This is a genomic window from Pseudomonas sp. WS 5146 (genome assembly GCF_012985495.1).
Lineage (GTDB): Bacteria > Pseudomonadota > Gammaproteobacteria > Pseudomonadales > Pseudomonadaceae > Aquipseudomonas > Aquipseudomonas edaphica.
On record NZ_JAAQWL010000003.1, the window covers coordinates 178,479 to 203,219 of the forward strand.

Below are 24,741 nucleotides of genomic sequence, written 5' to 3' on the forward strand. Positions count from 1 at the left end.
CGGATAATTGAGTTTTCCTACGATACTTGAGGCAAATGCCTCAGTTGCGGAATCAATGACAGACATGTCGACTATTAATGGCGACCGGTGGCCTTACCTGGAAAGCCCAGATAGAGTTCATGGCATTAGAGGTTACTTTGACGAGGTTTGCGATGTCCCGCACGATCCGTTTTCACAAGTTTGGTCCGGCCGAGGTGCTCAAATGCGAAGAGCATGCAGCCGCGCAGCCCGCACCGGGCGAAGTGCAGGTGCGTGTCGAAGCGATTGGCATCAGCTGGTATGACATTCTGTGGCGCCAGAACCTGGCGTCTTCCCATGCACGTCTGCCGTCCGGCCTTGGCCATGAGATGGCCGGGGTGGTGGTGGCCCTCGGTGAGGGCGTAGATGACTTGGCGGTGGGCGATAAGGTGGCCAGTTTTCCGGCCGAGAGCCCCAATGATTACCCCGTGTATGGCGAGCAAATCGTGCTGCCGCGTTCGGCGCTGACCCGTTATCCGGATGTGCTGAGCCCGATTGAAGCCAGCGTGCATTACACGCCGCTGTTGATCGCCTACTTTGCCTATATGGACCTGGCGCGGGTCAAACCCGGCCAATTTGCCCTGGTGACTGACGCCAGCCACTGTGCTGGCCCTTCGTTCGTACAACTGGGCAAGGCGCTGGGCGTACGCGTGATCGCCGCCACCAAGGACAGCGCCGAGCGTGAATACCTGCTGTCGCTGGGGGCCGAGAAGGTCATTGTCACCGAAGAGCAGGACCTGCTGATGCAAATCAACAAGTTCACCGATAACCGCGGCGTGGATGTGGTGTTCGATGGCTTGGGCGGCCCGCAGATGTCATTGCTCGGTGATGTGCTGGCGCCCCGTGGCAGCCTGGTGCTCTACGGTTTGCAAGGCGGCAATCAGACGCCATTCCCGGCCTGTGCAGCGTTCCAGAAGAACATCCAGTTCTTTGTGCACTGTATCGGTAACTTCACCGGTAAGCCGGAGTTGGGCATCATTCAGGACCACGTTGCCTTGCAACGCGCCTTGCGTGACATCAACCAACTGACGGCCGATCGCGTGCTGGTGCCGCTGAAAACCACCGTGTTTGCGTTCAACCAGTTTGTAGAAGCACACCGTTACATGGACGAATGCCCGTGCCGCGAGCGCGTTGCGTTGCAGGTTGAGGCTGTTTGAGGTGTAGGAAGATTCGTAAATGAGTTTTACAAACCCTCGGCGCATGGGGCAAATGCGCCATTTGAAAGGGTTGAATCCGCGCGTTGTCTGAAACGCGCAACGGCCGTCCGGTCCCGCAAACGATGCCCTTTTTCCCGCCGCCGCCCTGAAATTCAGCGCGGCGTTGTTGTGTCTGCGCCCTGCGTATTTGGCCCGGCAACTATCTGAACTGGTTTTCGGCCAGCTTCTGTATCTGTTAATCATTATTTCAGCCCTGATAATTGGTACTTCACTTTCAACTCAAGGACTGAGTAATGAATGATTGTCTGATTCATCAGCAGGTACTTCCTGCAACTACGCGTGACGCCATTGCTATCAGGACGCGAGGTGATCGGCACGCCAAGGACTGGTTCCGATCGATGCATGACCGGAGATTGAAAATTGACAAGTTTTATTTGTCAGATGGATCTTTAAATTCGAGGTTAAAGAGCTGTAGGAGCTTGTCTGAATATTCCTAGGAGCGCTGCCGCAAATCGCTGGGATGCTTGTGGTACGGCCATTCGACTCCTGCGCTGTCGTGCAAGGAGCCCGTGCGCGGTCCTTATCGATTTGTTACCGGGTGCTAGTGTTTATCTGTCGCACACACTGCGCCGCAGGCAACGTTCTTACACATGCAATAGATCGGACAACTACGCTCGGTAGTTGTTTTGAACTGATATTTCAACTCAGGTAGTAGAACTATGAGCGCTATTCACGAGCAGGCCATGAATTATGTTTACCAGCAAGTTCAACAACGCTTGGTTGGGTATTTCACACGCGCGGAGCGCACCGCACTTCAATTGTTGATTCAGCGTATTGTCGTGGCCGCCGGCGGCATGGAACAAGTAGGCGATTACAAAGTGCTGGTGGCCCATGGCGGTGGCGAAGTCAGCAGCTACACCTTGGCGCTACTGCGTGCCGCACAGTTGAGTATTGCCGCACGTGCGCCCAGGACCTTCCAGTTACGGGTGGCAACGTTACGCCACGCGGGTATGACGCAAGAAACCCTCGACGCGATTCATCGCGGTTATAGCCGGCTGTTTTTCCATGATGACGAGCGGGTCGAGTTGTTGATGGTCGAAAACGAACAGGTGTTGCCCTTCAACCATCAGCGTCCGGCCTCCAGCCGTGGCTGTGAAGCTCACCAGCGCAACATGTTGATGGTGGGGCACCTGACCTCCGGCGATGTTCGCGCCACGCTGTGTAACGATGCCTACCTGGCACTGGGGGACTTTTATCAGCGTGTCACCGCCTGGAACGGTGGCGTGCACGCGCTGGTCAGCGGCGATTCCGCGCGCAAACAGAGCCAGCTGCTGGCCTGGCTGAAAAAAGCCGCCCAGGCCAAAAGCGTCAAGGCTGCCAAGGGTATACCGACGTCGCTTGGCGGGTTGTTCACGCGCATGGATGAGTGGAGCGGCGACTTCTACCGTGACCTGTACGGCGAGCACTATGTGCCCAAAGCTGACGTCAGCCCAGGCGGGTATCGCCACCTGGCCTATATCGGCATTGCCGACTTGCTCGAAGGCATCGACCGCGCGACTGCGCCGTTGCTCATCGACTTCATGGCTTACACGCCAGATCCGTTGGGCTTTCACTTTAGCCACCCAAGCTTTGCCAACCCACCGTTGATGGCGCACTTGCGCGGCCTGCAGGCCGAATGCCTGCGCGAGTTGCATTACGAGGAGGGCGTGGAGGAGTTCCTCGGGCAGGCGCGCAATTACCTGCGGCGTCGGCAGGTGCCCGAAGAGCTGGTGAACCAGGTCGCCAATCGCGGGGAGCGTGCGTTGTCGAGCAGCCTTGCCCAACAATTTTTCGGTCTGGACGAGAACCAGTTGGTCTGCCTGCTGTTTTCGCCTTTCATTCATCATGGCGAACGGCTGGAAGGCTATTTGCGTCAGTGCCACCCTGGCATGCTGGTGGCGTTGCCCGAGTTGCACAAGGTATTGCAGGGTAAACCGGCAGCCGAGATGCTGCAGCAATGGGTCGCCGATGCCAGTGGGTTGCCGTTGCCTTTGCTCCAGCATCTGTACCGCAAGCGGCCGATGAACCTGGCCCTCGGCGGTGCCCGCAGCGCGCCTGTGCAAAGGTCTCAAGCCCGTGATGGCATGGCCTTTCAGCTGTCTGGGCGATGACGCTGCGGGGCGCACGGCAGGCTGACTTTGCTTATCAGGCCGTCTACCGCTACATGATCAGCCTGATTAACGAGGTGAGCACGGATACGCGCGTAAAGCTGCCGTCGTTGCGCCAGTTATCCCAGCGACTCAACGTGTCGATCTCCACCATTCAATATGCGTATTCGTTGCTGGAAAAGGAGGGCAGGGTGTATTCGGTGGCCAAGTCGGGGTACTACGCCTGGCCGCTCGCCGGTGGACCCGTGGCGTGTCCCAGCGGGGATCTGCTCGAGCGTCTCTATGTGGCGTCCCGGCGCCCGGGCATGACAGTGCTCAGCGGCGATGAACCGGCCTTGCTGGCATCATTGGACGGCACCTTGCTGCGCCTGGAGCGCGAGTTGGTGCGCCAGTATCCTGGGCATCTGCAGCCTTGGTCACAGCCCTGCGGGGTGTGGGAACTAAGAGCCGCACTGGCGGCTCGCTACACCTCATCACCCACCCGCTGCTGGCATGCTGATGACGTGTACATCGGCGCGGACTTGCGCGGTGTGCTCGACATCCTTATCGAGGTATTGGGCTTGCGCGGTGCCTCGGTGGTGGTCGAGTCACCCTGCGAGTGGTCGATCCTGCGCCTGCTGCAGGATGCCGGGGTACGTGTCCTTGAACTGCCCTGGGGCGAGGATGGCCGCCTGGAACTGGCATTGCTTGAAGGGATGCTGCGTCACGAATCAGTGCAATTGGTCGTGCTGTCGTCGTCGATCAGCTTGCCGTCAGCCTTTGCCTTGCAGCCCCAAGACCGCCTGGAGGTGGCGCAACTGCTCGATCGGTACGATTGCTGGCTATTGGAAAACGATACCTGCGGCGAACTGGGATTCAAGCCGGCAGCGGTTGCCCTGCGCGATCTGGTCAACCCTGAGCGGTTGGTGGTGTTTGCCTCTTTCGAGAAAATACTCGGGCCAGAGGCGCCGTTTGGCTACGCATTGTCGCGGCACTTAAGCGGTGAGTTGCAGCGCCAGTTCCTGCTGCGCTCGTTCCGGCTATCCTCAATTCGCCAGCGCGCGATTGCGCGCCTGTACCACAGCGGCAAGATCGACCAGCACTTGCACCACTTACGCCTTCTGCTGCGTGAGCAGGCGCGCGAAATGGGCGAACTTGTGGGTCGGCACCTGGGTGATCAAGTGACTTACCGAATGCCGGCGGGCGGGGCCACCTTTTGGTTGGGCGCCTCCCGGGCGGTGGACATGCGCAAGGCTTTCCACGCCTTGCTGGCCCGTCAGGTAGTTGTGGCGCCCGGTGAGTTGTTCAGCCTGTGCGGCCTGCATCACCAGCATCTGCGGTTGAGCAGCACCTTCCATGGGCAGCCCAACCTGGACATTGCCCTGGCCTTGGTGGGCGAGGCGCTGCGTGATGCACAGATCAGCTAGATGCATGAAATTTCTCTGTGTCTTGTAGGATCAATACCGTCGCGCAGTAGTCCAACTCTCAGTAAACTGTCATTTTTTCCGAATCCTTCTTTCTCGAGGTTTATGCATGACAATCAGTCCTTTTGCGGGCAAGCCGGCGCCAGCTCAGTTGCTGGTGGATATCCCGCGACTGGTCACGGCCTATTACACCGGCCAGCCTGATGCAGCGATCTCCACCCAGCGCGTGGCCTTTGGTACTTCCGGGCACCGTGGCAGCTCGTTCGAGCTGAGTTTCAACGAATGGCACGTACTTGCTATCAGCCAGGCTATTTGCCTGTACCGTGAAGCCCAGGGCATCAATGGTCCCTTGTTCGTCGGCCTGGACACCCACGCACTGTCGACTCCAGCGGGCGCGAGTGCCCTGGAAGTGCTGGCCGCCAACGGCGTGCACGTGATGCTGGCTGAAGGTGATGAATACACGCCGACCCCGGCCATTTCCCACGCCATCATTTGCTACAACCGTGGCCGTACCAGCGGCCTGGCAGACGGCATCGTGATTACGCCGTCGCACAACCCGCCACAAAGTGGCGGTTACAAGTACAACCCGCCCAATGGCGGCCCGGCCGATACCCACGTTACCAAGTGGATCGAAGCCAAGGCCAACGAGCTGCTGGCCAACAAACTGGCCGGGGTTAAACGCATTACCCACGCCCAGGCACTCAAGGCCGACACCACCCATCGCCATGACTACCTCAACAGCTATGTGGCCGACCTGGTCAATGTGATCGATATGGACGCCATCCGCAGCGCCGACCTGCGCCTGGGCGTGGATCCGTTGGGCGGAGCAGGGGTGCGCTACTGGTCGGCGATTGCCGAGCACTACCGTTTGAACCTGGACGTGGTGAACACCGAGGTCGACTCGACTTTCCGCTTCATGAGCGTCGACTGGGACGGCCAGATCCGCATGGACCCGTCCTCCAGCTATGCGATGCAAGGCTTGATCGGCCTCAAGGACCGTTTCGACGTCGCCTTCGCCTGTGACCCGGACCACGACCGCCACGGCATCGTTACGCCCTCGGGTGGCCTGCTGGCACCGAACAACTACCTCGCCGTGTCGATTGATTACCTGTTCCAGAACCGTGCGCAGTGGCGCGCCGATGCTGCGGTGGGCAAGACCGTGGTCAGCAGTGGCTTGATTGATCGGGTTGCGGCGCGTATCGGCCGTCGCCTGTTTGAGGTGCCAGTGGGCTTCAAGTGGTTTGCCGATGGCCTGTTCGAAGGCTCACTGGGCTTTGGCGGCGAAGAAAGCGCCGGCGCGTCGTTCCTGCGCAAGGACGGCACGGTGTGGAGCACCGACAAAGATGGTCTGATCCCGGCCTTGCTGGCCGCCGAAATGACCTCGCGCAAAGGCCAGGACCCAAGCCAGATCTACCGTGGCCTGACTGACGCGCTGGGCGAGCCGTTCGCGATTCGTGTCGACGCCAAGGCGACCCCGGCGCAGAAAGCGTTGCTGGGCAAGCTGTCGCCTGCGCAGGTCACCTCCACGCAACTGGCCGGGGAGAGCATCGAGCAGATCCTCAGCCACGCGCCGGGTAATAACCAGGCAATCGGCGGCTTGAAAGTGATGACCAAAAACGGCTGGTTCGCCGCACGGCCATCGGGCACCGAGGACATCTACAAGATCTACGCTGAAAGCTTTGTGGGTGAAGACCACCTCAAGCAGTTGGTGGAAGAGGCGCAGGTGCTGGTAGACGGCGCCATCAGTTCTAACTGACGCAATGTGGGAGCTGGCTTGCCTGCGACTGCATCAACTCTGTGTACCTGATGTACCGAGTTGTGCGCATCGCAGGCAAGCCAGCTGCCACAGTTGATTGGGTTCAGTCTGTAGGTCAGGCCAGGTCTACCAGGACGATTTCACTGTCTTCAACCGCGGTTACCCGCAACACCTGCTCATCTTCAACCGCCACCCCATCTCGCGCTTGCGCACGCAGGCCATTGACTTCAATCACCCCCGTCGCCGGCACCAGATACGCCCGACGCCCGCTGTCCAGCCGATATTCGGCGCTTTCCCCAGCTTTCAGGTTAGCCGCTACCAGGCGTGCGTCCGCCCGAATGCGCAAGCTTTCAGTGTCACCGGCCTTGCCGCTGGCCAGGGTCACAAAACCCTCGCGATTGCCCTTGGGAAACGGCTTGGCACCCCATGATGGCGGCAGCCCGGCTTCATTCGGGATGATCCAGATCTGGAAAATCTTGGCGGGCATGGCTTCCAGGTTGTATTCGCTGTGGGCAATCCCGGTGCCGGCACTCATGACCTGTACGTCGCCCGCTTCGGTGCGGCCTTTATTGCCAAGGTTGTCGGCATGGCTGATGGCACCTTCACGCACATAGGTGATGATTTCCATGTCGCGATGCGGGTGCTGCGGGAAGCCCGTGCCGGGCGCAATGATGTCGTCGTTCCACACCCGCAGGTTGCCCCAGTGCATGCGCTTGGGGTCGTGGTACTCGGCGAAGGAAAAGTGATGATGGGCGTCGAGCCAGCCATGATGGGCGCCGCCCAGGGTAGTGAAAGGTCGAAGTTCAAGCATGATGGGTCTCCTGTGGATGGTGGCTATCATCCAGCAGTACATGATCGATAAAAAGCGTAAAAAATGCCGGATTCCAATCTGTTTATTCGATTGATTGCTGGCGTTTTGACTTTTACTTCATCGCCTAACTGCATGACAACAAAGCAATTGGCTGGAACTGCGCGCCGATTCCGGCGACCATGGCACCTTCGCCAGAACCAACCTCATCGCTGGAGTCCGCGTGCCGCAACAAACCCCCGATCTGCCCCCCGAACTGCGTCCCCTGGCAGAAATGCCCCTGCTGAAACGGCTCGCCGCCCGTTTGTTTGGCCATGGCCTGACGCGTTTGCGTGCCCAGCATCGGTTTTCCTGGCTGCACGGCCAGGCGGACGGCTTTCGCAGCGGGCACGAAGCCGGCGTGGAATATGGCTATCGCGAAGGCAAGGCCGACGGCCTCGAGGAAGGTCGGCAGGTGTTGCTGATCCGCGACTTTCGCCCCGACGAGCACCGCGCACCGGGGGTGGATGACAGCTTGTTCGACGATTGGCGCTTGCCACTCACGGCCGACGTGAAGAAGCGCATGAAGGCTGACGTAGCACGTCTGCTACCGGCCCACGCCCAGCCCAGTGCCGCGCAATGGAAGATGATCTTCAGTGACACCCCCTCGACCTCAGTGATTGCCGGTGCCGGGGCGGGTAAGTCCACCTCGCTGGTGCTGCGCATCCTCTTGCTTAACCACTATCTGGGCTTTGAGCTGAGTTCGATGACCGTGGTGACCTTCACCCGCGAATCGCGCAAAGACTTCATCAATAAGCTCATGGAAATTCTCGGCCTGTGGGGCCAGCCCCTTGGTTTCAAAGAAGCCCAGGCCGTGGTGCGTACCTTTCATTCGCGCATTCTGCCGATGGTGCGCAGCCTGCCGGGCTTCGAGCGGCTGCAAGCGTTTGAAAACCTCAGCAGCGGTTTCGACGATGCCGACAGCAACCCCTTCGACCTGCGTATCAGCGACGCCCAGCGCCAACAGATGAACACTTGTTATCACCGGCTGCATGGCCGCCATGCGCGCTTTCGCGAGCTGATCGCACCACTGGCCCGTCATGGCCTGCAACTCAAGGAACTGGAGCGCGACCACCCCGACGTGCAGAAACGCATCGCCGTCACCGAGTTGGCAGCCAAGCGCGATGAAGAACTTTGTGACGTGATCGAGGACCTGTGGTTTCGCGCCGGCGCCTGGCCGATCAAAGGCATAGAGCCCAGTCGCCAGACTTTCGAAATCAATGGTGCGCTATTCCACTGCCACGGCTACATCCCGGAACTGGATGCCTGGGTAGTACTGGGTTTTGATCCGCGGGAAAACGCTCAGATCAGCCGGCCGAATTCAAAGCTTTCAGTGCGCGCTGAGTGGGCGGTAAAGCGCACCTTGTTTCAAGCTTTCTGTCGCAAGCCATTGATATGGATCGATAACTACGAATCATCAAAGCGCCTTTTAAGCAGCCTGGCGGGCGATGCCAGCGCCGGGCCTGGATTTGATTACAAGGTCAAGGGCGAGCTGGCCTCGGCGCCGCTGTTGGACAGTTTCGTGATGGCGGCCGGGTTTATCGAGAATCTCGGGTTGGATGTGCCAACGGCTGTGGGCCAAATGAGCTTCGCCAAGGACGACCCGGACCGGGGCTACTTTGAAGCCTTGAGCATTTTCTGGAAGGCGCTGGAAGATCATTTGCTCGATCAATCGCCGCCGATCATGACCTATAACCGCATGTTTTCGCTGTTCGGTGAGAACACCCCGGAGAACCTCAAGCTGCTCAGCGATTCACTGCTACGGCCGATGTCGCACCTGATGATCGACGAGTTCCAGGACGTATCGCCGCAGATCGTCTCGTGGATCCGCGCCAGCCTGCGCGAGATTCGCAGCCGTGGCCCGGCGATGCACGTAGGGCGCGGGGCGCAACGCTCGTCGTTGCTGTGCGTGGGTGATGACTGGCAGTCGATCTACGGCTGGCGCGGCAGTTCACCCAAGTACTTCATGGCGTTCAACCAGGAATTCCCGTCACCCAGCACCACCCGCGTGATGCTCAGCGAGAACTACCGCAGCCACCAGCACATCATCGACGCCGCCGAACATGTGGTGCGCGCAGCCCCGGCGATCCCCGGCAAGAAGGCCAAGGCCAGTGGCGAGCCCAAGGCTTTGGTGCCCGTCGTGGTGCTGGAACGGGACGACGCCGCACTGGGGCGGCAGTTGCTGGAGCACTATCAGCGCGGTAATACAGTGCTAATGCTTTATCGAAAAAGTAGCGATAAGTTATTGATAAAAGAGCATATTCAGTCTGTAGTTAATGTGGATTCTAGCTTGAATCCACAGGATCGCCGACTCAAACAGCTGACTTATCACAGTGCCAAGGGCCTGCAAGCAGACGCGGTATTCCTGCTCGGGGATTGCCAGCACGTCACCAGCTCGCCTTACAAAAACCAGGTTTACCGCATGGCGGGCCTGGGCAAGGACGGCGACAGCGAGCCCTACGACAGCGCGCAGAAAGACGAAGTGCTGCGCCTGGCGTATGTCGGGATTACCCGGGCGGTGAGCCATTGCTATTGGTATGTGGAGAAGCCGGAAGGCCAGGGCGTGAACGTGCCAAGGGCTTCGGAGCGGGTTGATGGGCGCAAGGCGTTTTTTGATGACCGACGCAGCTAGCAGCTAAACACAGTACCCAATGTGTGGGCGGGCTTGCCCGCGATAGCAGTAGATCAGTTGGCAACTTTGCAAACTGACACTCCGCCATCGCGGGCAAGCCCGCTCCCATATTGGTTAAGATTTACCTGTTAAATCGGGTTCACGCCCGCAACGACAGCGGCGGCACAAAACACTCCAGCTCATCCTCCACCGCTTCGATGATGCGCTCCACATCGGCCGCATTCATCACCGTGGCGCAAGGAATGCCGGCAATCGCGATCAACGTCTCGCCGCTGGCCCGGTCGAACAGGCGCGCAACCATACTGCCGGGGGCGTCCATACTCCCCTCGAAGCCCATCGGATGAAAATGCCAGCGCATCAGCTGGCAGGCGTTGGGAAATGTCACTTTGTTCATGTTGCCCACCTTGTTCATTGAGCGCTTCCTTTAGCTCGCGGCAGGGGGCCATGGCCTTCACTGGTCGTGGCATCAAGACCTTCAAAATAGCATTCGTTCGCAAGCGCGCGGTGACTTTTTAGGGGCCGTTCGGCAGTTCTTTAGCGATCATATGACGTGGATCATTTCTTACTCAAAACCAGGCAAAAGGCCATTAGTCAGAAGTTCCAATTGACCATTGAATGCCGCCGGCAAATTCGGCAATCTCCCCGGCATTCCCGCCGCAGAGCCTTCCATGCAGCCCGTCTTGAGTGAAGAGTACGAACAAACCCAAGCCACCGGCGATCTGGTGTTGCGCCATCACCTGTGCTGGCGCCATCGCGACCTGGATGGCGTGATGTCCTACTACCACCCCGACATTCAGTACCACGACTTTTTCCAAAACCGCGTGGTGGGTCAGGCCGAGTTGCGCGAGTACCTGCAAGCCAGCATGCCGCGTGGCGCCGACGAGGCGATTGAGCACATCGACCGTATTCGCGCCGACGGCGATACCGCGTTTATCCAGTACCGCATTACGCTGCGCGGCGGCCAGGGCCTGGTGTCATTTCGCACCAGTGAGGCGATTACCGTGCGCGATGGGTTGATCTGGCGCGTCAACGAGTACGCCTCCCTGGTGCATGAGCAGCCGACCCAAACCCTGCGCCCGACAGTCAGCCGCCTGGGCCTGTCGCCCCAACAATTGGGGCATATGGCCAAAGATCTGCAGCAGTACTTCGAACTCAAGCAACCCTATCTCGACCCGGAGCTGGACCTGCAACGTGTGGCCAATGAGTGTGGCTACAGCCGCAACCAGATTTCCTACCTGCTTAACCAGGTGCTGGGGCAGAGCTTCTACCGTTACGTCAACCAGGCCCGGCTCCAACACCTGCTGGCTGCGCTGGACAAGGCTGTGCCGCCGATAAAGGTCGATGACCTGGCCTTTGCCGCCGGTTTTAATTCGCTGTCGGCGTTCTACAGCGCGTTCCGCCAGCACACCGGGCAATCGCCCAAGGCCTACGTCAAACAAATTTCTCTGCGTGCACGCGCGCAAGACAGCCCATAACGCCGCGCTCTAGGATCCAGCCTATCGAAATGAGGTTGGGGAGCTTGGCATGCCGGCATGGCGCAACATCAGTTTATGGATGGACCAGTTGGACGACCCGCTGGTGGCGCGGCCGTCCCTTGCGCACGACCTGGACGTCAATGTGGCGATTATCGGCGCCGGCTACACCGGGTTGTGGACCGCCTACTACCTCAAGCGCCAGGCCCCGGAGCTGAAGATTGCGATTATCGAAGCGCAGACAGCAGGCTTCGGTGCGTCTGGCCGCAATGGCGGCTGGCTGATGGGCAACCTGTTGGGCGAAGACCGCCTGCTGGCCGGCCTGTCAGCGCAACAACGGCGCGCCTCGTTTGACCTGTTGCATGGCATCCCCGACGAGGTCGCCCGGGTGCTGTCCCGTGAAGGCATCGACTGCGACTACCGCAAAGGCGGCGTGCTGTACTGCGCGGCGCGTTACCCGGAGCAGGAAGGCAGCCTGCGCCGTTACCTGGACACGCTCCACGCCCAGGGCCTCACCGAAGCGGACTACCGCTGGCTGAGCCCGCAACAGCTGGCCGAGCAAATCCGCATCGCCAAGCCGTATGGCGGTATCTATGCGCCCCATGTCGCAACCATCAACCCCGCCAAACTGGTACGCGGCCTGGCGCGGGTGGTGGAGAGCATGGGCGTGACGATCTATGAAAACAGCCCGGTCACCCATTGGCAGTCAGGCAGCATGCGCACGGCCAATGCCAGCGTGCGCGCCGCGTGGGTAGTGCCGGCGGTTGAGGGCTACGCCACCACGTTGCCGCCGCTGGGGCGCTATCAGTTACCGGTGCAAAGCCTGATTGTCGCCACTGAGCCGTTGCCGGCCAGCACCTGGGATGAAATTGGCTTGAGCCGAGGCCAGGCTTTTGGCGAAAGCAGCCGCCAGGTCACCTACGGCCAGCGTTCGGCGGATGACCGCCTGATATTCGGCGCCCGTGGCGGCTATCAGTTCGCCGGCAAGCTGCGCCACAACTTCGACCTGACCACCGACGAAGTGGAGCTGCGCCGCTACCTGTTCAGCGAACTCTTCCCACAGCTCAAACACGTCAGGATTACCCACTCCTGGGGCGGCAACCTCGGCATGTCGCGCAACTTCCGGCCGCACATGCTCTGCGATCACACCACCGGCATCGCGCTGTCCGGTGGTTATGGCGGGGAGGGCGTAGGTGCCACCAACCTCGGAGGCCGCACCCTGGCCGACATGATTCTGGGCCTCGATACGCCGCTGACCACCCAGCCCTGGGTGATTCGCGAGCGTGGCCTGGACGCGCTCAAGGCCTGGGAGCCCGAACCCTGCCGCTGGCTGGGTTACAACGCGATCATTCGCAGTTTTGTCCATGAAGACCAGGTGCTGGCCAACCCCAACAGTGCGCCGTGGCGGCGCAAATTGGCGACCGGCGTGGCCGGGTTCATGGAAGGTTTCATGCATTAGGCCGTTTCACTCACACGGGAAAACCCATGAGCATCACTCACTTCAAAGACACGCTGAACGCCCACCTGCCGGACTCGTCACCGGTGGCCGTGCCCTTGGGCGAGCCTATCGCCGTAGCCTCGACCTTAAGCGTTGAGCGCAACGATGGCGTCGAAACCGGCATTTGGGAATGCACCCCAGGCCGCTGGCGTCGGCAGATCAAATCCCAGGAGTTTTGCCACTTTATCCAGGGCCGCTGCACCTTCACCCCCGACAACGGTGAAGTCGTTCACCTACACGCCGGCGATGCACTGATGTTGCCGGCCAACAGCACCGGTATCTGGGACATCCACGAGACCGTGCGCAAGACCTACGTGTTGATTCTGTAACGCTTTGATCCTTGATCGCCTGCCATAAAAACAGCCCTAAAACCGCCAGGAAATCGAACCATGAAAGCCATTGCCCTGTTGCCCTTGATGTTGGTGGCCTCTATCAGTCAGGCCGCCGAGACGGTGAAGATCTACAACTGGTCGGACTACATCGCGCCGGACACCACCAAGAACTTCCAGAAAGAAACCGGCATCGGTTTTACCTACGACGTATACGACAGCAACGAAACCCTCGACGGCAAGTTGATGACCGGCAAATCCGGCTATGACGTGGTGTTTCCGTCCAACCACTTCATGGCTCGGCAGATCCAGGGCGGCGCCCTTAAAAAACTCGACAAGAGCCAGCTGCCCAACTGGAAAAACCTCAACCCGGTGCTGCTCAAGGCTCTGCAAAACAACGACCCGGGCAACGAGCATGGTTTCCCGTACCTGTGGGGCAGCACCGGCATCGGCTACAACATCGACAAGGTCAAGGCGGTGCTCGGCGACAACGCGCCGGTGGATTCCTGGGACTTGATCTTCAAACCCGAGAACATGGCCAAGCTGCAAAAATGTGGCGTGGCGATTCTCGACAACGGCCCGGAACTGCTGCCGGCGGCGCTTAATTACCTGGGCCTGCCGCCCCACAGCAAGAAGGCCGAGGACTACAAAAAGGCTGAAGGCCTGTTGATGAAAGTGCGTCCGTATGTGGCCTACTTCCATTCCTCGAAGTACACCGCCGACCTGGCCAATGGCGACATCTGCGTGGCTGTCGGCTTCTCCGGCGACATCCTGCAGGCCGAGAGCCGCGCCAAGGAAGCCAGGAACGGTGTGAATATCGGCTACAACATTCCCAAGGAAGGCGCCGCGATCTGGTTCGACATGGTCGCCATGCCCGCCGATGCCCCGAACGAAAAAGCCGGTTACGCGTTCATGAACTACCTGCTGCGCCCGGAGGTGATGGCCAGCATCACCAACTACGTGCACTACGCCAACGGCAACGCGGCGGCTGACAGCCTGGTAGACCCTGCAATCAAGGCCGACACCAAGGTGTACCCAAGCCCGGAAATGATGGGCAAGTTGTTTGCCCTGGAAGCAATGCCGCTGAACATCGACCGGATTCGCACGCGGGTGTGGAACACCATTCGTACCGGACGCTAGGGGTTACACCGAGCCCCTGTGGGAGCTGGCTTGCCTGCGATTGCGACCTGTCCGTCGGCTAGTGGGTGACTGACACACCGCTATCGCGGGCAAGCCCGCTCCCACATTTTGACTGTGCAATGCCGGTTTTCAGGGGTTTTCCAGATCATGCCCCAACGACTGGATAAACAACGAAAACAGCTCCGGCTGCGACGAAATATCCAGCTTTGCGTACAGGTGCCGCCGATGCACCTTGACCGTGTCCGGCGAGATTTTCAAACGCTCGGCCATGGCCTTGGATGAGAACCCACGCAGCACCAGGCGCGCCACTTCCAGCTCGCGCTCCGACAGTACACCGCTGCCAAAATGGCTCAGCGCATCGCGAATCTGCGTGTCCATCGCCGGCGCACGCTGGGTGCTTTGCTGCCAGTGCTGCTGCATCAACGGCAGCACCCAGGCCGCCAGTGTGGTCATCAACCCGGTCTCTTCAAAGTTGAAGCGTCGCTGCATGCCCAGCGACAAAGACAGCGTGCCTGTACCCGGTAACTGCAGAATGAATTGCACCTCGTCTTCCAACACGTTGTCGTGGAAGTAGTTGAGGAAGTATTCACTCTGGCGAAAATGGTCCGGTGCCACTTCCTCCAGGCGATACACGCCGCTGGCATAACCTTCGCGGTAAGCCTGGTAAAACGGGTCGATCAGGTACAGGCCATTGAGGTACACCAGCATCGAGGCCGGTTTACTGCTGGGCTGGGCGTCGTATTCTTCCAGGGCCACGGGCGGGCCATCGAGGGGGTAAAAAATCGCCAGGGCGTTATCGAACGGCAGGCATTGGTGCAGCAACAGCACCAACTGCTTCCAGAAGTGCTCGGTGCCCAGGTGTGCGACGGTGCGGCCCAGGCCTGCGTGCATGCCGACCTCTCTGAACAGGCTCATAAACACGGCTCCAGCCCTCAATAGATCAGCCAAGGGTTCGGCTTTTGCCGAGTATCGTCAAGGGGAGTACGCCAATAGGGGAATTGGCCCGCATAAACACAGCGTTTACTTTGCCGTCATCCAGCGAGAAACATATCTCGCAACCGCCCGACTTTTTTCGTTTCTGCCTCCTACCAAAAATAACGACAGAGGATAACGATATGAGTGCTTCCCCCGCGCCAGACGGCGTGCTCAAGCCAACGCTGAGTGTTTTCGATGTGGTGGCCATCACGGTTTCGGCGGTCACGCCGGCCAGCTCCGTATTCGTGATTGCGCCGTTTGCCATCCAGCAGGCGGGCAGTGGTGTGTTCATGGCGTTTGTGATGGCGGCCTTGCTCGCGCTGATGTTCGCCTTCTGTTACGCCGAACTCGGTCGCGCCCATAACAGCGCCGGTGGTGAATATGTGTATGCCAAGCGAGTGTTTGGCGGCATGGCCGGTTATGCGACGTTTCTGACGGTGCTGGTGATGCTGTTGTTTATCCCGCCGGTCTTGGCCACAGGGGCCGCGACGTACCTGAATAACGCCCTGGGCACAAAATTCGACTCGCAAACCGTCGCCCTGGTGATCGTGGTGTGCAGCTACGCCCTGGGCATCCTCAATATCAAGCTCAATGCCTGGATTACCGGCACCTGCCTGCTGTTGGAAGTGGCGGCGTTGCTGGTGATCGTGTTTATCGGCTTTGGTAATCCCGTGCAGCCCGCCAGCGTGCTGTTCCAGCCGCAGATCGTCGAAAACGGCGTGCTGCACCTGGCGCCCTGGGCATTGGTGATTGGCGCCGTCGGCATCGGCCTGTTCTCGTTCAATGGGTATGGTCCTGCGGTATTGCTGGCCGAAGACATGAAGTGCGGTGGCAAAGGCGTGCACAAAGCGGTGCTGTGGTCGCTGGGGTTGGTGGTGGTGATCGAGCTGGTGCCGATCACGGCACTGCTGATCGGCGCGCCGTCGCTGAGCGCGATGATCAGCAGCCCTGACCCGATTGGCTATCTGCTGACCAGCCACGGCAATGAAACCCTGTCACGCCTGGTCAGTGCCGGGATCTTCCTGTCGGTGTTCAACGCGATTGTCGCCATCGTCATCCAGATTGGTCGAGTGGTGTTCAGCAGCGGCCGCGATGCGCTGTGGACGCCGCGCATCAACGCGCTGTTCACGCGTATTCACCCGCGCTGGGATTCCCCATGGCTGGCGACGCTGTTCCTGGCGGTGCCTTCGGCGCTGTTGAGTTTCAGCTCGAACCTGGCGGACCTGACGTCCTTCAGTGTATTGCTGATCATCCTGGTGTACCTGGTGGTGGCGTTGAGCGCGCTGATGAGCCGGGTGCTGCTGCGTGATCGCGAGCACCCTTATCGCATGCCGTTATGGCCGCTGCCGGCAGTGCTGGCGGTACTGGGCGCCGGTTACCTGCTGGTGACCCTGATCGCCGCGGCGTCGGTGCGCGACATCATGATCATCATCGGCTTGCTGGCCTTGTCGGTGATTTTGTATTGCATCACTGGCCGGACGAGTCCGGCGTTTCAGAAATTGTAAGGAGTGGGTATGCGAGCACGTCAACTGGGCATTACGTTGGGGCTGGGCACGCCCGGCAAATTGAATGCCATCACCGATGTTCCCGGTGTCCGGGTGGGGCACGCCACGCTCAAGACCAGCATCGACGGCAAGCAGGTGCGCACCGGCGTCAGCGTGATCCAGCCGCGCGCCGGGGAGGCGCGACAGCAACCGTGTTTCGCCGGCTACCACGTGCTCAACGGCAATGGCGACGCCACCGGCCTTGAGTGGATCAGCGAAGCGGGGCTGCTGACCACACCCATCGCTATCACCAACACCCACAGCATCGGGATTGTACGTGACAGCCTGATCGCCCTGGAGCGCGAGCGCCTGGCGGACCCGGCGGTGTACTGGTGCATGCCGGTGGTGATGGAAACCTACGACGGCCTGCTCAACGATATCTGGGGCCAGCACGTCAAGCCTGAACATGTGCGCCAGGCGCTGGACGCGGCCGAGGGCGGCCCGGTGCAAGAGGGCGCAGTCGGCGGGGGCACCGGCATGATCTGCCATGAGTTCAAGGGCGGCATCGGCACCGCATCCCGGCGTGTGCCAGAGGAGCAGGGCGGTTGGACCGTCGGCGTGCTGGTGCAGGCCAACCATGGCAAGCGCCAGGAGCTGCGCGTGGATGGCTACCCGGTCGGGCGCCAGTTGATGGACATTCCATCACCCTTCGCCGAGCGCGGCACGCCGGGCATGGGTTCGATCGTGGTGATCATCGCCACCGACGCGCCGTTGCTGCCCCATCAATGCCAGCGCCTGGCGCAACGCGCCTCCATCGGTATCGCGCGCACGGGTGGCGGTACCGAGGATTCCAGTGGCGACCTGTTCCTGGCCTTCGCCACCGGCAATCACGGCCTGCCACCGGCAGATTACGGGCGCAAGGACCTGGCACTCAGCAGCGTATTGCGCATGGTCAACAACGACCATATTTCGCCCTTGTTCAGTGCCGCCGCAGAGGCGGTGGAGGAGGCGATTATCAACGCGATCCTGGCGGGCGAGGACATGACGACGGAAGACGGCATCACGGTGCCCGGACTTGCCGACGAAGTATTAATCGGCGCGTTAAACAAGTGCGGCTGGAGTCTGTCCCGGTAATGGGGGGCACGCACTTTAATAATGCGGGTGATGGCTCTTTAATATTGAACTATGACACCGTGTCAATATATTGGATCCATTATTAAAGAGGGCCGCTCAGCAAGAGCGGCTTTACCGCTATTTAATATTTAAATAACAGTCGGCGGCGATTTGCGGCGCTAGCGCAATTACCCCCAGCAAACGCTGTGTGCGACTTCCTTAAGTTGAATCTACGTCACATTTTTGTTGCGGAAATATTTGTAGACGAAAGATTTCAAGTTGTGTCAGTTTCGATACGCCTTCAAAAGAGGCGAGTGATAGGACGATCCTCGCCCGCGAGGTTCCTATCGAACAAAGACTGATGCACTTGCAAACAAGGAAGTACGTTTATGTCAAAAGTAAAAGACAAAGCTATTGTATCTGCCGCGCAAGCCAGCACTGCTTACTCGCAAATCGATAGCTTCAGCCATCTGTATGACCGTGGCGGTAACCTCACGGTCAATGGAAAGCCCTCGTTCACAGTGGACCAGGCCGCCGACCACCTGTTGCGCGAGAATGCTGCGTATCGGGACATTGATGGCAACGGCAAGATCGACCTCACCTACACCTTCCTGACCTCGGCTTCCTCGGCCACCATGAACAAACATGGCATCTCCGGGTTCAGCCAGTTCAACACCCAGCAGAAAGCACAGGCCGCATTGGCCATGCAATCCTGGGCGGATGTGGCCAACGTCACCTTCACCGAGAAATCCTCGGGCGGTGACTTCCACATGACCTTTGGCAACTACAGCAGCGGCCAGGATGGCGCAGCGGCCTTCGCTTACCTGCCTGGCACCAATGCCAAGTACAACGAGAGCGGGCTGGACGGTACTTCCTGGTACCTGACCAACAACAGTTACACACCGAACAAGACCCCGGACCTGAACAACTATGGCCGGCAGACCCTGACCCACGAAATCGGGCACACCCTGGGCCTCGATCACCCTGGCGACTACAACGCCGGGACCGGCAACCCTTCGTACAAAGACGCGGACTATGGACAGGACACGCGTGGCTACAGCGTCATGAGTTACTGGAGCGAGAGCAACACCAACCAGAACTTCAGTAAAGGCGGGGTCGAAGCCTATTCGTCCGGCCCGCTGATCGACGACATTGCCGCGATCCAGAAGCTCTACGGCGCCAACTACGCCACCCGCGCCGGCGACACCACCTACGGTTTCAACTCCAACACCGGGCGTGACTTCCTCAGCGCCACGTCCAATGCCGACAAGCTGGTGTTCTCGGTATGGGACGGTGGCGGCAACGACACCCTGGACTTCTCCGGTTTCACCCAAAACCAGAAGATCAACCTCAATGAGGCCTCGTTCTCCGACGTTGGCGGCCTGGTGGGCAACGTGTCCATCGCCAAGGGCGTTACCATCGAGAACGCGTTCGGCGGTTCGGGCAATGACCTGATCATCGGCAACAACGCCGCCAACATCATCAAAGGCGGTGCCGGCAACGACATCATCTACGGCGGTGGCGGTGCGGACCAACTATGGGGCGGCGCCGGCAATGACACCTTCGTGTACGGTGCCAGTTCCGACTCCAAGCCGGGTGCGGCGGACAAGATCTTTGACTTCACCTCCGGTTCGGACAAGATCGACCTGTCCGGCATCACCAAAGGTGCAGGCTTGAGCTTCGTCAATGCATTCACCGGGCATGCCGGCGATGCTGTACTGAGCTATGCCTCGGGTACTAACCTGGGCACCTTGGCGGTGGACTTCTCCGGGCACGGCGTGGCGGACTTCCTCGTCACCACCGTCGGCCAGGCAGTCTCCAGCGACATCGTAGCCTGATGTAAAGCGCGCGGCGCCCCGGCGCCGCGCTCTCAGGATGGAGCAGCAGATGCCGCGTTTTTCCCATTTGATCGCCTGTGCTTCACAGGTGTTGTTCGTTTCGGCAGGAGCCCACGTCATGGCGAGCAGTCTGGTTTTACCCACCACCGCGCAATTGGCCGGCCATTGGCAATTGCAGCAACAGGACCAGGTGTGTGCACTTGACCTGTTGGATGAGCCCAACGCCGTGGCCGGTGATGTCGCCTGCGCCGAGCTATGGCTGAGGGAAAAGCCCCTGACTTGGTCGCCGACCCCGGACGGTATCTGGCTGTTTAATGCAGAGGGCAGCGGGATTATTCATTTGAATCGCGAGAAAGACGGTGAATACAAAGGGCGCACGCCTTCAATACCGGAAGTTGTGCTGCAACGAACACCTTAATTAAAAAGTTATAAGCTTATAACAAGAGTTTAATAGTTGGCCGCCCACTTCAGGGCACGGGCAACTATTGCGCGTCATTGGCTTCGGGGAAGAACAGACACTATGGCGAAGTCCAATGTGGTTGCGCCCTTATTTAGGGCGCTGGGTGAATACAAGGGTATTTTGATCAGCATCGGCTGCTTTACCGCCTTGATTAACCTGTTGATGCTGGTGCCGTCGATTTACATGCTGCAAGTGTACGACCGTGTGTTGTCCTCCCAGAATGAAACCACCCTGGTGATGTTGACGCTGATGGTCGTGGGTTTCTTTGTCTTCATCGGCACGCTGGAAGTGCTGCGCAGTTTTGTCGTGATTCGCATCGGCAGCCAGTTGGAGCGGCGCTTCAACTTGCGCGTGTACAAAGCCGCGTTTGAACGCAACCTGCAACGCGGGCAGGGGCATGCCGGGCAATCGCTGGGCGATTTGACCGTGATCCGCCAATTCATCACCGGGCCTGCGTTGTTCGCGTTCTTCGATGCGCCGTGGTTTCCCATCTACCTGTTTGTGATTTTCCTGTTCAACGTGTGGCTGGGCGTGTTGGCCACGGCGGGCGCTGTGTTGTTGATCGCGCTGGCGTGCCTGAATGAATACCTGACCAAAAAACCACTGGGCGAGGCGGGTGTTTTTTCCCAACAATCAACCCAGCTGGCTACCAGCCACTTGCACAACGCCGAGACCATCCAGGCCATGGGCATGCTCGGTGCGTTGCGTAAACGCTGGTTCGCGGTGCATTCGCAGTTCCTCGGGTTTCAGAACCGGGCCAGCGACACCGGCTCGGTGATTACCTCGCTGAGCAAATCCCTGCGCCTGTGCCTGCAATCCTTGGTGCTGGGCCTGGGCGCCTTTCTGGTGATCAAGGGCGAGATGACCGCCGGGATGATGATCGCCGGGTCCATCCTGATGGGCCGTGTACTCAGCCCTATCGACCAATTGATTGCGGTGTGGAAGCAGTGGAGTTCGGCCAAGCTGGCTTACCAACGCCTTGACGACCTGCTGCGTGAATTCCCACCCGAAGCCGAGCAAATGGCGTTGCCGGCGCCCAAGGGCCAGGTGAGTTTCGAGCACGTCAGCGCCGGCCCGCCGGGGCGGCGTGTGGCGACCTTGCAACAGGTCAGTTTCAACCTCGGCGCCGGTGAAGTGCTGGGCGTGCTCGGTGCTTCGGGTTCGGGCAAATCGACCCTGGCCCGTGTGCTGGTTGGCGTGTGGCCAACCCTGGCCGGCACCGTGCGCCTGGACGGCGCGGATATCCATCGTTGGAACCGCGACGACCTCGGCCCGCATATCGGCTACTTGCCCCAGGACATCGAACTGTTCAGCGGCAGCATCGCCGACAACATTGCGCGCTTTTGTGAAGCCGACCCGGAGCGGGTGGTGAAAGCCGCGCAACAGGCCGGTGTGCATGAGTTGATCCTGCGTCTGCCGCAAGGCTACGACACCGTGTTGGGCGACAACGGTGGCGGCCTCTCCGGCGGCCAGAAGCAGCGGGTGGCCCTGGCGCGTGCGCTGTATGGCGCGCCGCGTTTGATCGTGCTGGATGAACCCAACTCCAACCTCGACACCGTGGGCGAGGCCGCCTTGGCCAGTGCCATCGTGCAGATGAAAGCCCAGGGCAGCAGCGTGGTGCTGGTCACCCACCGCTCCTCGGCGTTGGCCCAGGCCGACAAGTTGCTGGTGCTCAGTGAAGGCCAATTGCAGGCCTTCGGCCCCAGCCAGGAAGTGCTGCGCGCGTTGTCGGGCCAGCAACAGCAGGAAGCGCCACGGGAAAAGGCCGGTGTGAGCCTTAGCCGTCAGTACCAGACCGGAAGGAATCCAGGCGCATGAGCAGCCTTACTGTAGAGCCCCGCTTTAAAGAACGTGATGCCGGTTTTTTCGTAAAGATGGGCTGGTGGTTGACGATTGTCGGCGCCGGTGGGTTTTTCCTTTGGGCCAGCCTCGCGCCCTTGGACCAGGGCATCCCGGTGCAAGGCACGGTGGTGGTCTCGGGCAAGCGCAAGGCCGTGCAAACCTTCAGCCCTGGGGTGGTCAGCCGGATCCTGGTGAAGGAGGGCGAGTTGGTCAAACAGGGCCAACCGCTGTTTCGCCTCGACCAGACCCAGAACCAGGCCGACGTGCAGTCGCTGCAAGCCCAGTACCGCATGGCCTGGGCCAGCGTGGCACGCTGGCAGAGCGAGCGTGACAACCAAGCGGCGATTACCTTTCCCGCTGAGCTGAGCGCCAACCCCGACCCGGCCCTGGCCCTGGTGCTGGAAGGCCAACGCCAGCTGTTCAGCAGCCGCCGTGAAGCCTTTGCCCGTGAACAAGCCGGTATTCGCGCCAACATCGACGGTGCCACCTCGCAACTGAGCGGCATGCGCCGCGCCCGTACCGACCTGTCTGCCCAGGCGCAATCCCTGCGCGACCAACTGGCCAACCTGCAACCCCTGGCCGACAACGGCTATATCCCGCGCAACCGCTTGCTGGACTACCAGCGCCAACTGTCCCAGGTGCAACAGGACCTGGCGCAAAACACTGGCGAAAGTGGCCGCGTGGAGCAGGGCATTCTCGAATCACGCCTCAAATTGCAGCAGCACAGTGAGGAGTATCAGAAAGAAGTGCGCAGCCAGTTGGCCGACGCGCAACTGCGCAGCCTGACCCTGGAACAGCAACTGACCTCAGCGGGTTTTGATTTGCAGCACAGCGAAATCAATGCACCGGCCGATGGCATTGCGGTCAACCTCAGCGTGCACACCGAAGGCGCCGTGGTGCGCGCTGGTGAAACCCTGCTGGAGATCGTGCCCCAGGGCACGCGCCTGGAGGTGGAAGGGCGCCTGCCGGTGCATCTGGTCGATAAAGTGGGCACCCACCTGCCGGTCGATATCCTGTTCACTGCCTTCAACCAGAGCCGCACCCCGCGCGTGCCGGGCGAAGTCAGCCTGATCTCGGCCGACCAGATGCTCGATGAAAAGACCGGCCAGCCTTACTACGTGCTGCGCACCACGGTCAGCGAGGCTGCATTGGAAAAACTCCACGGCCTGGTGATCAAGCCGGGCATGCCCGCCGAGATGTTTGTGCGTACCGGCGAACGCTCGCTGCTCAATTACCTGTTCAAACCGCTGCTCGATCGCGCCGGTTCTGCGTTGACTGAGGAATGAGCATGCGCGTTGTGTTCATTTCGTTGATGTTGGTGTGCGGCGTTTCCCAGGCAGCCATGGGGCCGTTTGATGTGTACGAGCAGGCATTGCGTAACGATCCGGTGTTTCTGGGCGCCATCAAGGAACGCGACGCGGGCCTGGAAAACCGCACCATTGGCCGTGCCGGGCTGCTGCCGCGGCTGTCGTACAACTACAACAAGGGCCGCAACAACTCCGAGGCGCACCTGCCGGACGGGCGCGGCGGCAGTTATCGCGACGACCGCAACTACAACAGCTATGGCTCGACCTTCAGCTTGCAACAGCCGTTGTTCGACTACGAAGCCTATGCCAACTATCGCAAGGGCGTGGCCCAGGCGCTGTTCGCCGATGAAAGCTTTCGCGACAAGAGCCAGGCGCTGCTGGTGCGGGTGCTGAGCTATTACACCCAGGCGCTGTTTGCCCAGGACCAGATCGACATCGCCCGCGCCAAGAAAAAGGCCTACGAGCAGCAGTTCCAGCAGAACCAGCACCTGTTCCAACAGGGCGAAGGCACGCGCACCGACATTCTCGAAGCCGAGTCGCGCTATGAGCTGGCTACCGCCGAAGAGATCCAGGCGCTGGACGAGCAGGACGCGTCGTTGCGCGAGCTGGGGGCGTTGATCGGCGTACAAAGCGTCGACATCCACGACCTGGCGCCGCTGAACCAGAGCTTTGCTGCCTTCACCCTGACCCCGGCCAACTACGACACCTGGCATGAACTGGCGCTGAGCAATAACCCCACGCTGGCGTCCCAGCGCCAGGCCGTGGAAGTCGCGCGTTATGAAGTGGAGCGCAACCGCGCCGGGCATTTGCCCAAGATCACCGCGTATGCCAGCTCGCGCAAACAGGAGTCCGACAGCGGCAACACCTACAACCAGCGCTACGACACCAACACCATCGGCGTTGAAGTCAGCCTGCCGCTGTATGCCGGTGGCGGGATCTCCGCCTCGACTCGCCAGGCCAGCCGTGGCATGGAGCAGGCCGAGTACGAGCTGGAAGGCAAGACCCGCGAAACCCTGATCGAACTGCGCCGCCAGTTCAGTGCGTGCCTGTCGGGCGTGAGCAAATTGCGTGCGTACCAAAAGGCCCTGACCTCGGCCGAAGCGCTGGTGGTGTCGACCAAGCAAAGCATCCTCGGTGGCGAGCGGGTCAACCTCGACGCACTGAACGCCGAGCAGCAGCTGTACAGCACCCGTCGCGACCTGGCCCAGGCCCGCTACGACTACCTGATGGCCTGGACCAAATTGCACTACTACGCGGGCAACTTGCGCGACACCGACCTGGCGAAAGTCGATGAGGCTTTCGGCCCGGTGAAATGAGCATCCA

Annotated in this window: 19 protein-coding genes; 16 read left to right on the plus strand and 3 right to left on the minus strand. The window is 60.2% G+C overall.

All coding sequences use genetic code 11. The features are described from left to right. Positions 1-152: 152 nt before the first annotated feature. The 4 genes from HBO41_RS09680 (at position 153) to pgm (ending at position 6,481) form a co-directional block, all read left to right on the plus strand. On the plus strand, positions 153-1,175 hold the full coding sequence (locus tag HBO41_RS09680; RefSeq protein ID WP_017135574.1) for a zinc-dependent alcohol dehydrogenase family protein: 1,023 nt from the start codon (positions 153-155) through the stop codon (positions 1,173-1,175). A gap of 719 nt (positions 1,176-1,894) precedes the next feature. After that, complete coding sequence (locus HBO41_RS09685) at positions 1,895-3,325, plus strand: hypothetical protein (RefSeq protein WP_099549800.1); 1,431 nt, start codon at positions 1,895-1,897, stop codon at positions 3,323-3,325. Next, positions 3,322-4,728 carry a PLP-dependent aminotransferase family protein gene (locus tag HBO41_RS09690; RefSeq protein ID WP_169985961.1) on the plus strand — a complete coding sequence of 469 codons (1,407 nt, stop codon included), beginning with the start codon at positions 3,322-3,324 and terminating at the stop codon, positions 4,726-4,728. The genes HBO41_RS09685 and HBO41_RS09690 overlap by 4 nt, the downstream gene beginning before the upstream one ends. Before the next feature lie 106 nt (positions 4,729-4,834). Beyond that, positions 4,835-6,481 (plus strand): phosphoglucomutase (alpha-D-glucose-1,6-bisphosphate-dependent), encoded by a 1,647-nt coding sequence (pgm, locus tag HBO41_RS09695; protein WP_099549798.1) that lies wholly within the window; start codon positions 4,835-4,837, stop codon positions 6,479-6,481. A gap of 115 nt (positions 6,482-6,596) precedes the next feature. Here the strand turns inward: pgm and HBO41_RS09700 are convergent, their stop codons facing one another. Continuing rightward, the gene (locus HBO41_RS09700; RefSeq protein ID WP_169985964.1) at positions 6,597-7,292 is read right to left on the minus strand and encodes a pirin family protein; all 696 of its coding nucleotides are present in this window, start codon (positions 7,290-7,292) and stop codon (positions 6,597-6,599) included. A 220-nt stretch (positions 7,293-7,512) separates the two neighbouring features. Between HBO41_RS09700 and HBO41_RS09705 the strand changes: the two genes are divergently transcribed. Then, positions 7,513-9,960 (plus strand): UvrD-helicase domain-containing protein, encoded by a 2,448-nt coding sequence (locus tag HBO41_RS09705; RefSeq protein WP_169985966.1) that lies wholly within the window; start codon positions 7,513-7,515, stop codon positions 9,958-9,960. 139 nt (positions 9,961-10,099) lie between these two features. Here the strand turns inward: HBO41_RS09705 and HBO41_RS09710 are convergent, their stop codons facing one another. After that, on the minus strand, positions 10,100-10,372 hold the full coding sequence (locus HBO41_RS09710; RefSeq protein WP_026013572.1) for a DUF1652 domain-containing protein: 273 nt from the start codon (positions 10,370-10,372) through the stop codon (positions 10,100-10,102). Positions 10,373-10,628: 256 nt separating this feature from the next. Here HBO41_RS09710 and HBO41_RS09715 point away from each other — a divergent pair, with 256 nt between their 5' ends. From HBO41_RS09715 to HBO41_RS09730, 4 genes are read left to right on the plus strand one after another with little or no spacing between them, the layout of a single operon-like run. Continuing rightward, a complete protein-coding gene (locus HBO41_RS09715; RefSeq protein WP_017135582.1) occupies positions 10,629-11,435 on the plus strand; it encodes an AraC family transcriptional regulator in 807 nt (268 codons plus the stop codon). A 49-nt stretch (positions 11,436-11,484) separates the two neighbouring features. Continuing rightward, complete coding sequence (locus HBO41_RS09720) at positions 11,485-12,891, plus strand: FAD-binding oxidoreductase (protein ID WP_169985968.1); 1,407 nt, start codon at positions 11,485-11,487, stop codon at positions 12,889-12,891. A 26-nt stretch (positions 12,892-12,917) separates the two neighbouring features. Beyond that, positions 12,918-13,259: a cupin domain-containing protein gene (locus tag HBO41_RS09725; protein WP_099549793.1), complete on the plus strand. Its 342-nt coding sequence runs from the start codon at positions 12,918-12,920 to the stop codon at positions 13,257-13,259. A gap of 60 nt (positions 13,260-13,319) precedes the next feature. Further along, positions 13,320-14,399 carry a polyamine ABC transporter substrate-binding protein gene (locus HBO41_RS09730; RefSeq protein WP_138450826.1) on the plus strand — a complete coding sequence of 360 codons (1,080 nt, stop codon included), beginning with the start codon at positions 13,320-13,322 and terminating at the stop codon, positions 14,397-14,399. A 129-nt stretch (positions 14,400-14,528) separates the two neighbouring features. On the opposite strand, the gene HBO41_RS09735 is transcribed toward HBO41_RS09730, so the two are convergent. Continuing rightward, positions 14,529-15,314 carry a helix-turn-helix transcriptional regulator gene (locus tag HBO41_RS09735; RefSeq protein ID WP_099549791.1) on the minus strand — a complete coding sequence of 262 codons (786 nt, stop codon included), beginning with the start codon at positions 15,312-15,314 and terminating at the stop codon, positions 14,529-14,531. Between the two features lie 200 nt (positions 15,315-15,514). Here HBO41_RS09735 and HBO41_RS09740 point away from each other — a divergent pair, with 200 nt between their 5' ends. From HBO41_RS09740 to HBO41_RS09770, 7 genes are all read left to right on the plus strand, one after another. Continuing rightward, positions 15,515-16,879 carry an APC family permease gene (locus HBO41_RS09740; protein WP_017135587.1) on the plus strand — a complete coding sequence of 455 codons (1,365 nt, stop codon included), beginning with the start codon at positions 15,515-15,517 and terminating at the stop codon, positions 16,877-16,879. Between the two features lie 9 nt (positions 16,880-16,888). Next, positions 16,889-17,992: a P1 family peptidase gene (locus tag HBO41_RS09745; RefSeq protein WP_099549790.1), complete on the plus strand. Its 1,104-nt coding sequence runs from the start codon at positions 16,889-16,891 to the stop codon at positions 17,990-17,992. A 368-nt stretch (positions 17,993-18,360) separates the two neighbouring features. Further along, positions 18,361-19,809 carry a serralysin family metalloprotease gene (locus tag HBO41_RS09750; protein ID WP_099549789.1) on the plus strand — a complete coding sequence of 483 codons (1,449 nt, stop codon included), beginning with the start codon at positions 18,361-18,363 and terminating at the stop codon, positions 19,807-19,809. A gap of 49 nt (positions 19,810-19,858) precedes the next feature. Continuing rightward, positions 19,859-20,227, plus strand: coding sequence for a protease inhibitor Inh/omp19 family protein (locus tag HBO41_RS09755; protein WP_026013573.1), 369 nt, complete (start codon positions 19,859-19,861; stop codon positions 20,225-20,227). 102 nt (positions 20,228-20,329) lie between these two features. Then, positions 20,330-22,087: a type I secretion system permease/ATPase gene (locus HBO41_RS09760; protein WP_017135591.1), complete on the plus strand. Its 1,758-nt coding sequence runs from the start codon at positions 20,330-20,332 to the stop codon at positions 22,085-22,087. Next, positions 22,084-23,397: an HlyD family type I secretion periplasmic adaptor subunit gene (locus HBO41_RS09765; protein WP_017135592.1), complete on the plus strand. Its 1,314-nt coding sequence runs from the start codon at positions 22,084-22,086 to the stop codon at positions 23,395-23,397. Before HBO41_RS09760 ends, HBO41_RS09765 begins: the two co-directional genes overlap by 4 nt. 2 nt (positions 23,398-23,399) lie before the next feature. Further along, positions 23,400-24,734, plus strand: coding sequence for a TolC family outer membrane protein (locus HBO41_RS09770; protein WP_017135593.1), 1,335 nt, complete (start codon positions 23,400-23,402; stop codon positions 24,732-24,734). Positions 24,735-24,741 lie beyond the last annotated feature (7 nt).

Coding starts and splice junctions, on each gene's coding strand:
- HBO41_RS09680 (WP_017135574.1), top strand. CDS start 153: ATGTCCCGCACGATCCGTTTTCACAAGTTTGGTCCGGCCGAGGTGCTC.
- HBO41_RS09685 (WP_099549800.1), top strand. CDS start 1,895: ATGAGCGCTATTCACGAGCAGGCCATGAATTATGTTTACCAGCAAGTT.
- HBO41_RS09690 (WP_169985961.1), top strand. CDS start 3,322: ATGACGCTGCGGGGCGCACGGCAGGCTGACTTTGCTTATCAGGCCGTC.
- pgm (WP_099549798.1), top strand. CDS start 4,835: ATGACAATCAGTCCTTTTGCGGGCAAGCCGGCGCCAGCTCAGTTGCTG.
- HBO41_RS09700 (WP_169985964.1), bottom strand. CDS start 7,292: ATGCTTGAACTTCGACCTTTCACTACCCTGGGCGGCGCCCATCATGGC.
- HBO41_RS09710 (WP_026013572.1), bottom strand. CDS start 10,372: ATGAACAAGGTGGGCAACATGAACAAAGTGACATTTCCCAACGCCTGC.
- HBO41_RS09715 (WP_017135582.1), top strand. CDS start 10,629: ATGCAGCCCGTCTTGAGTGAAGAGTACGAACAAACCCAAGCCACCGGC.
- HBO41_RS09720 (WP_169985968.1), top strand. CDS start 11,485: ATGCCGGCATGGCGCAACATCAGTTTATGGATGGACCAGTTGGACGAC.
- HBO41_RS09725 (WP_099549793.1), top strand. CDS start 12,918: ATGAGCATCACTCACTTCAAAGACACGCTGAACGCCCACCTGCCGGAC.
- HBO41_RS09730 (WP_138450826.1), top strand. CDS start 13,320: ATGAAAGCCATTGCCCTGTTGCCCTTGATGTTGGTGGCCTCTATCAGT.
- HBO41_RS09735 (WP_099549791.1), bottom strand. CDS start 15,314: ATGAGCCTGTTCAGAGAGGTCGGCATGCACGCAGGCCTGGGCCGCACC.
- HBO41_RS09740 (WP_017135587.1), top strand. CDS start 15,515: ATGAGTGCTTCCCCCGCGCCAGACGGCGTGCTCAAGCCAACGCTGAGT.
- HBO41_RS09745 (WP_099549790.1), top strand. CDS start 16,889: ATGCGAGCACGTCAACTGGGCATTACGTTGGGGCTGGGCACGCCCGGC.
- HBO41_RS09750 (WP_099549789.1), top strand. CDS start 18,361: ATGTCAAAAGTAAAAGACAAAGCTATTGTATCTGCCGCGCAAGCCAGC.
- HBO41_RS09755 (WP_026013573.1), top strand. CDS start 19,859: ATGCCGCGTTTTTCCCATTTGATCGCCTGTGCTTCACAGGTGTTGTTC.
- HBO41_RS09760 (WP_017135591.1), top strand. CDS start 20,330: ATGGCGAAGTCCAATGTGGTTGCGCCCTTATTTAGGGCGCTGGGTGAA.
- HBO41_RS09765 (WP_017135592.1), top strand. CDS start 22,084: ATGAGCAGCCTTACTGTAGAGCCCCGCTTTAAAGAACGTGATGCCGGT.
- HBO41_RS09770 (WP_017135593.1), top strand. CDS start 23,400: ATGCGCGTTGTGTTCATTTCGTTGATGTTGGTGTGCGGCGTTTCCCAG.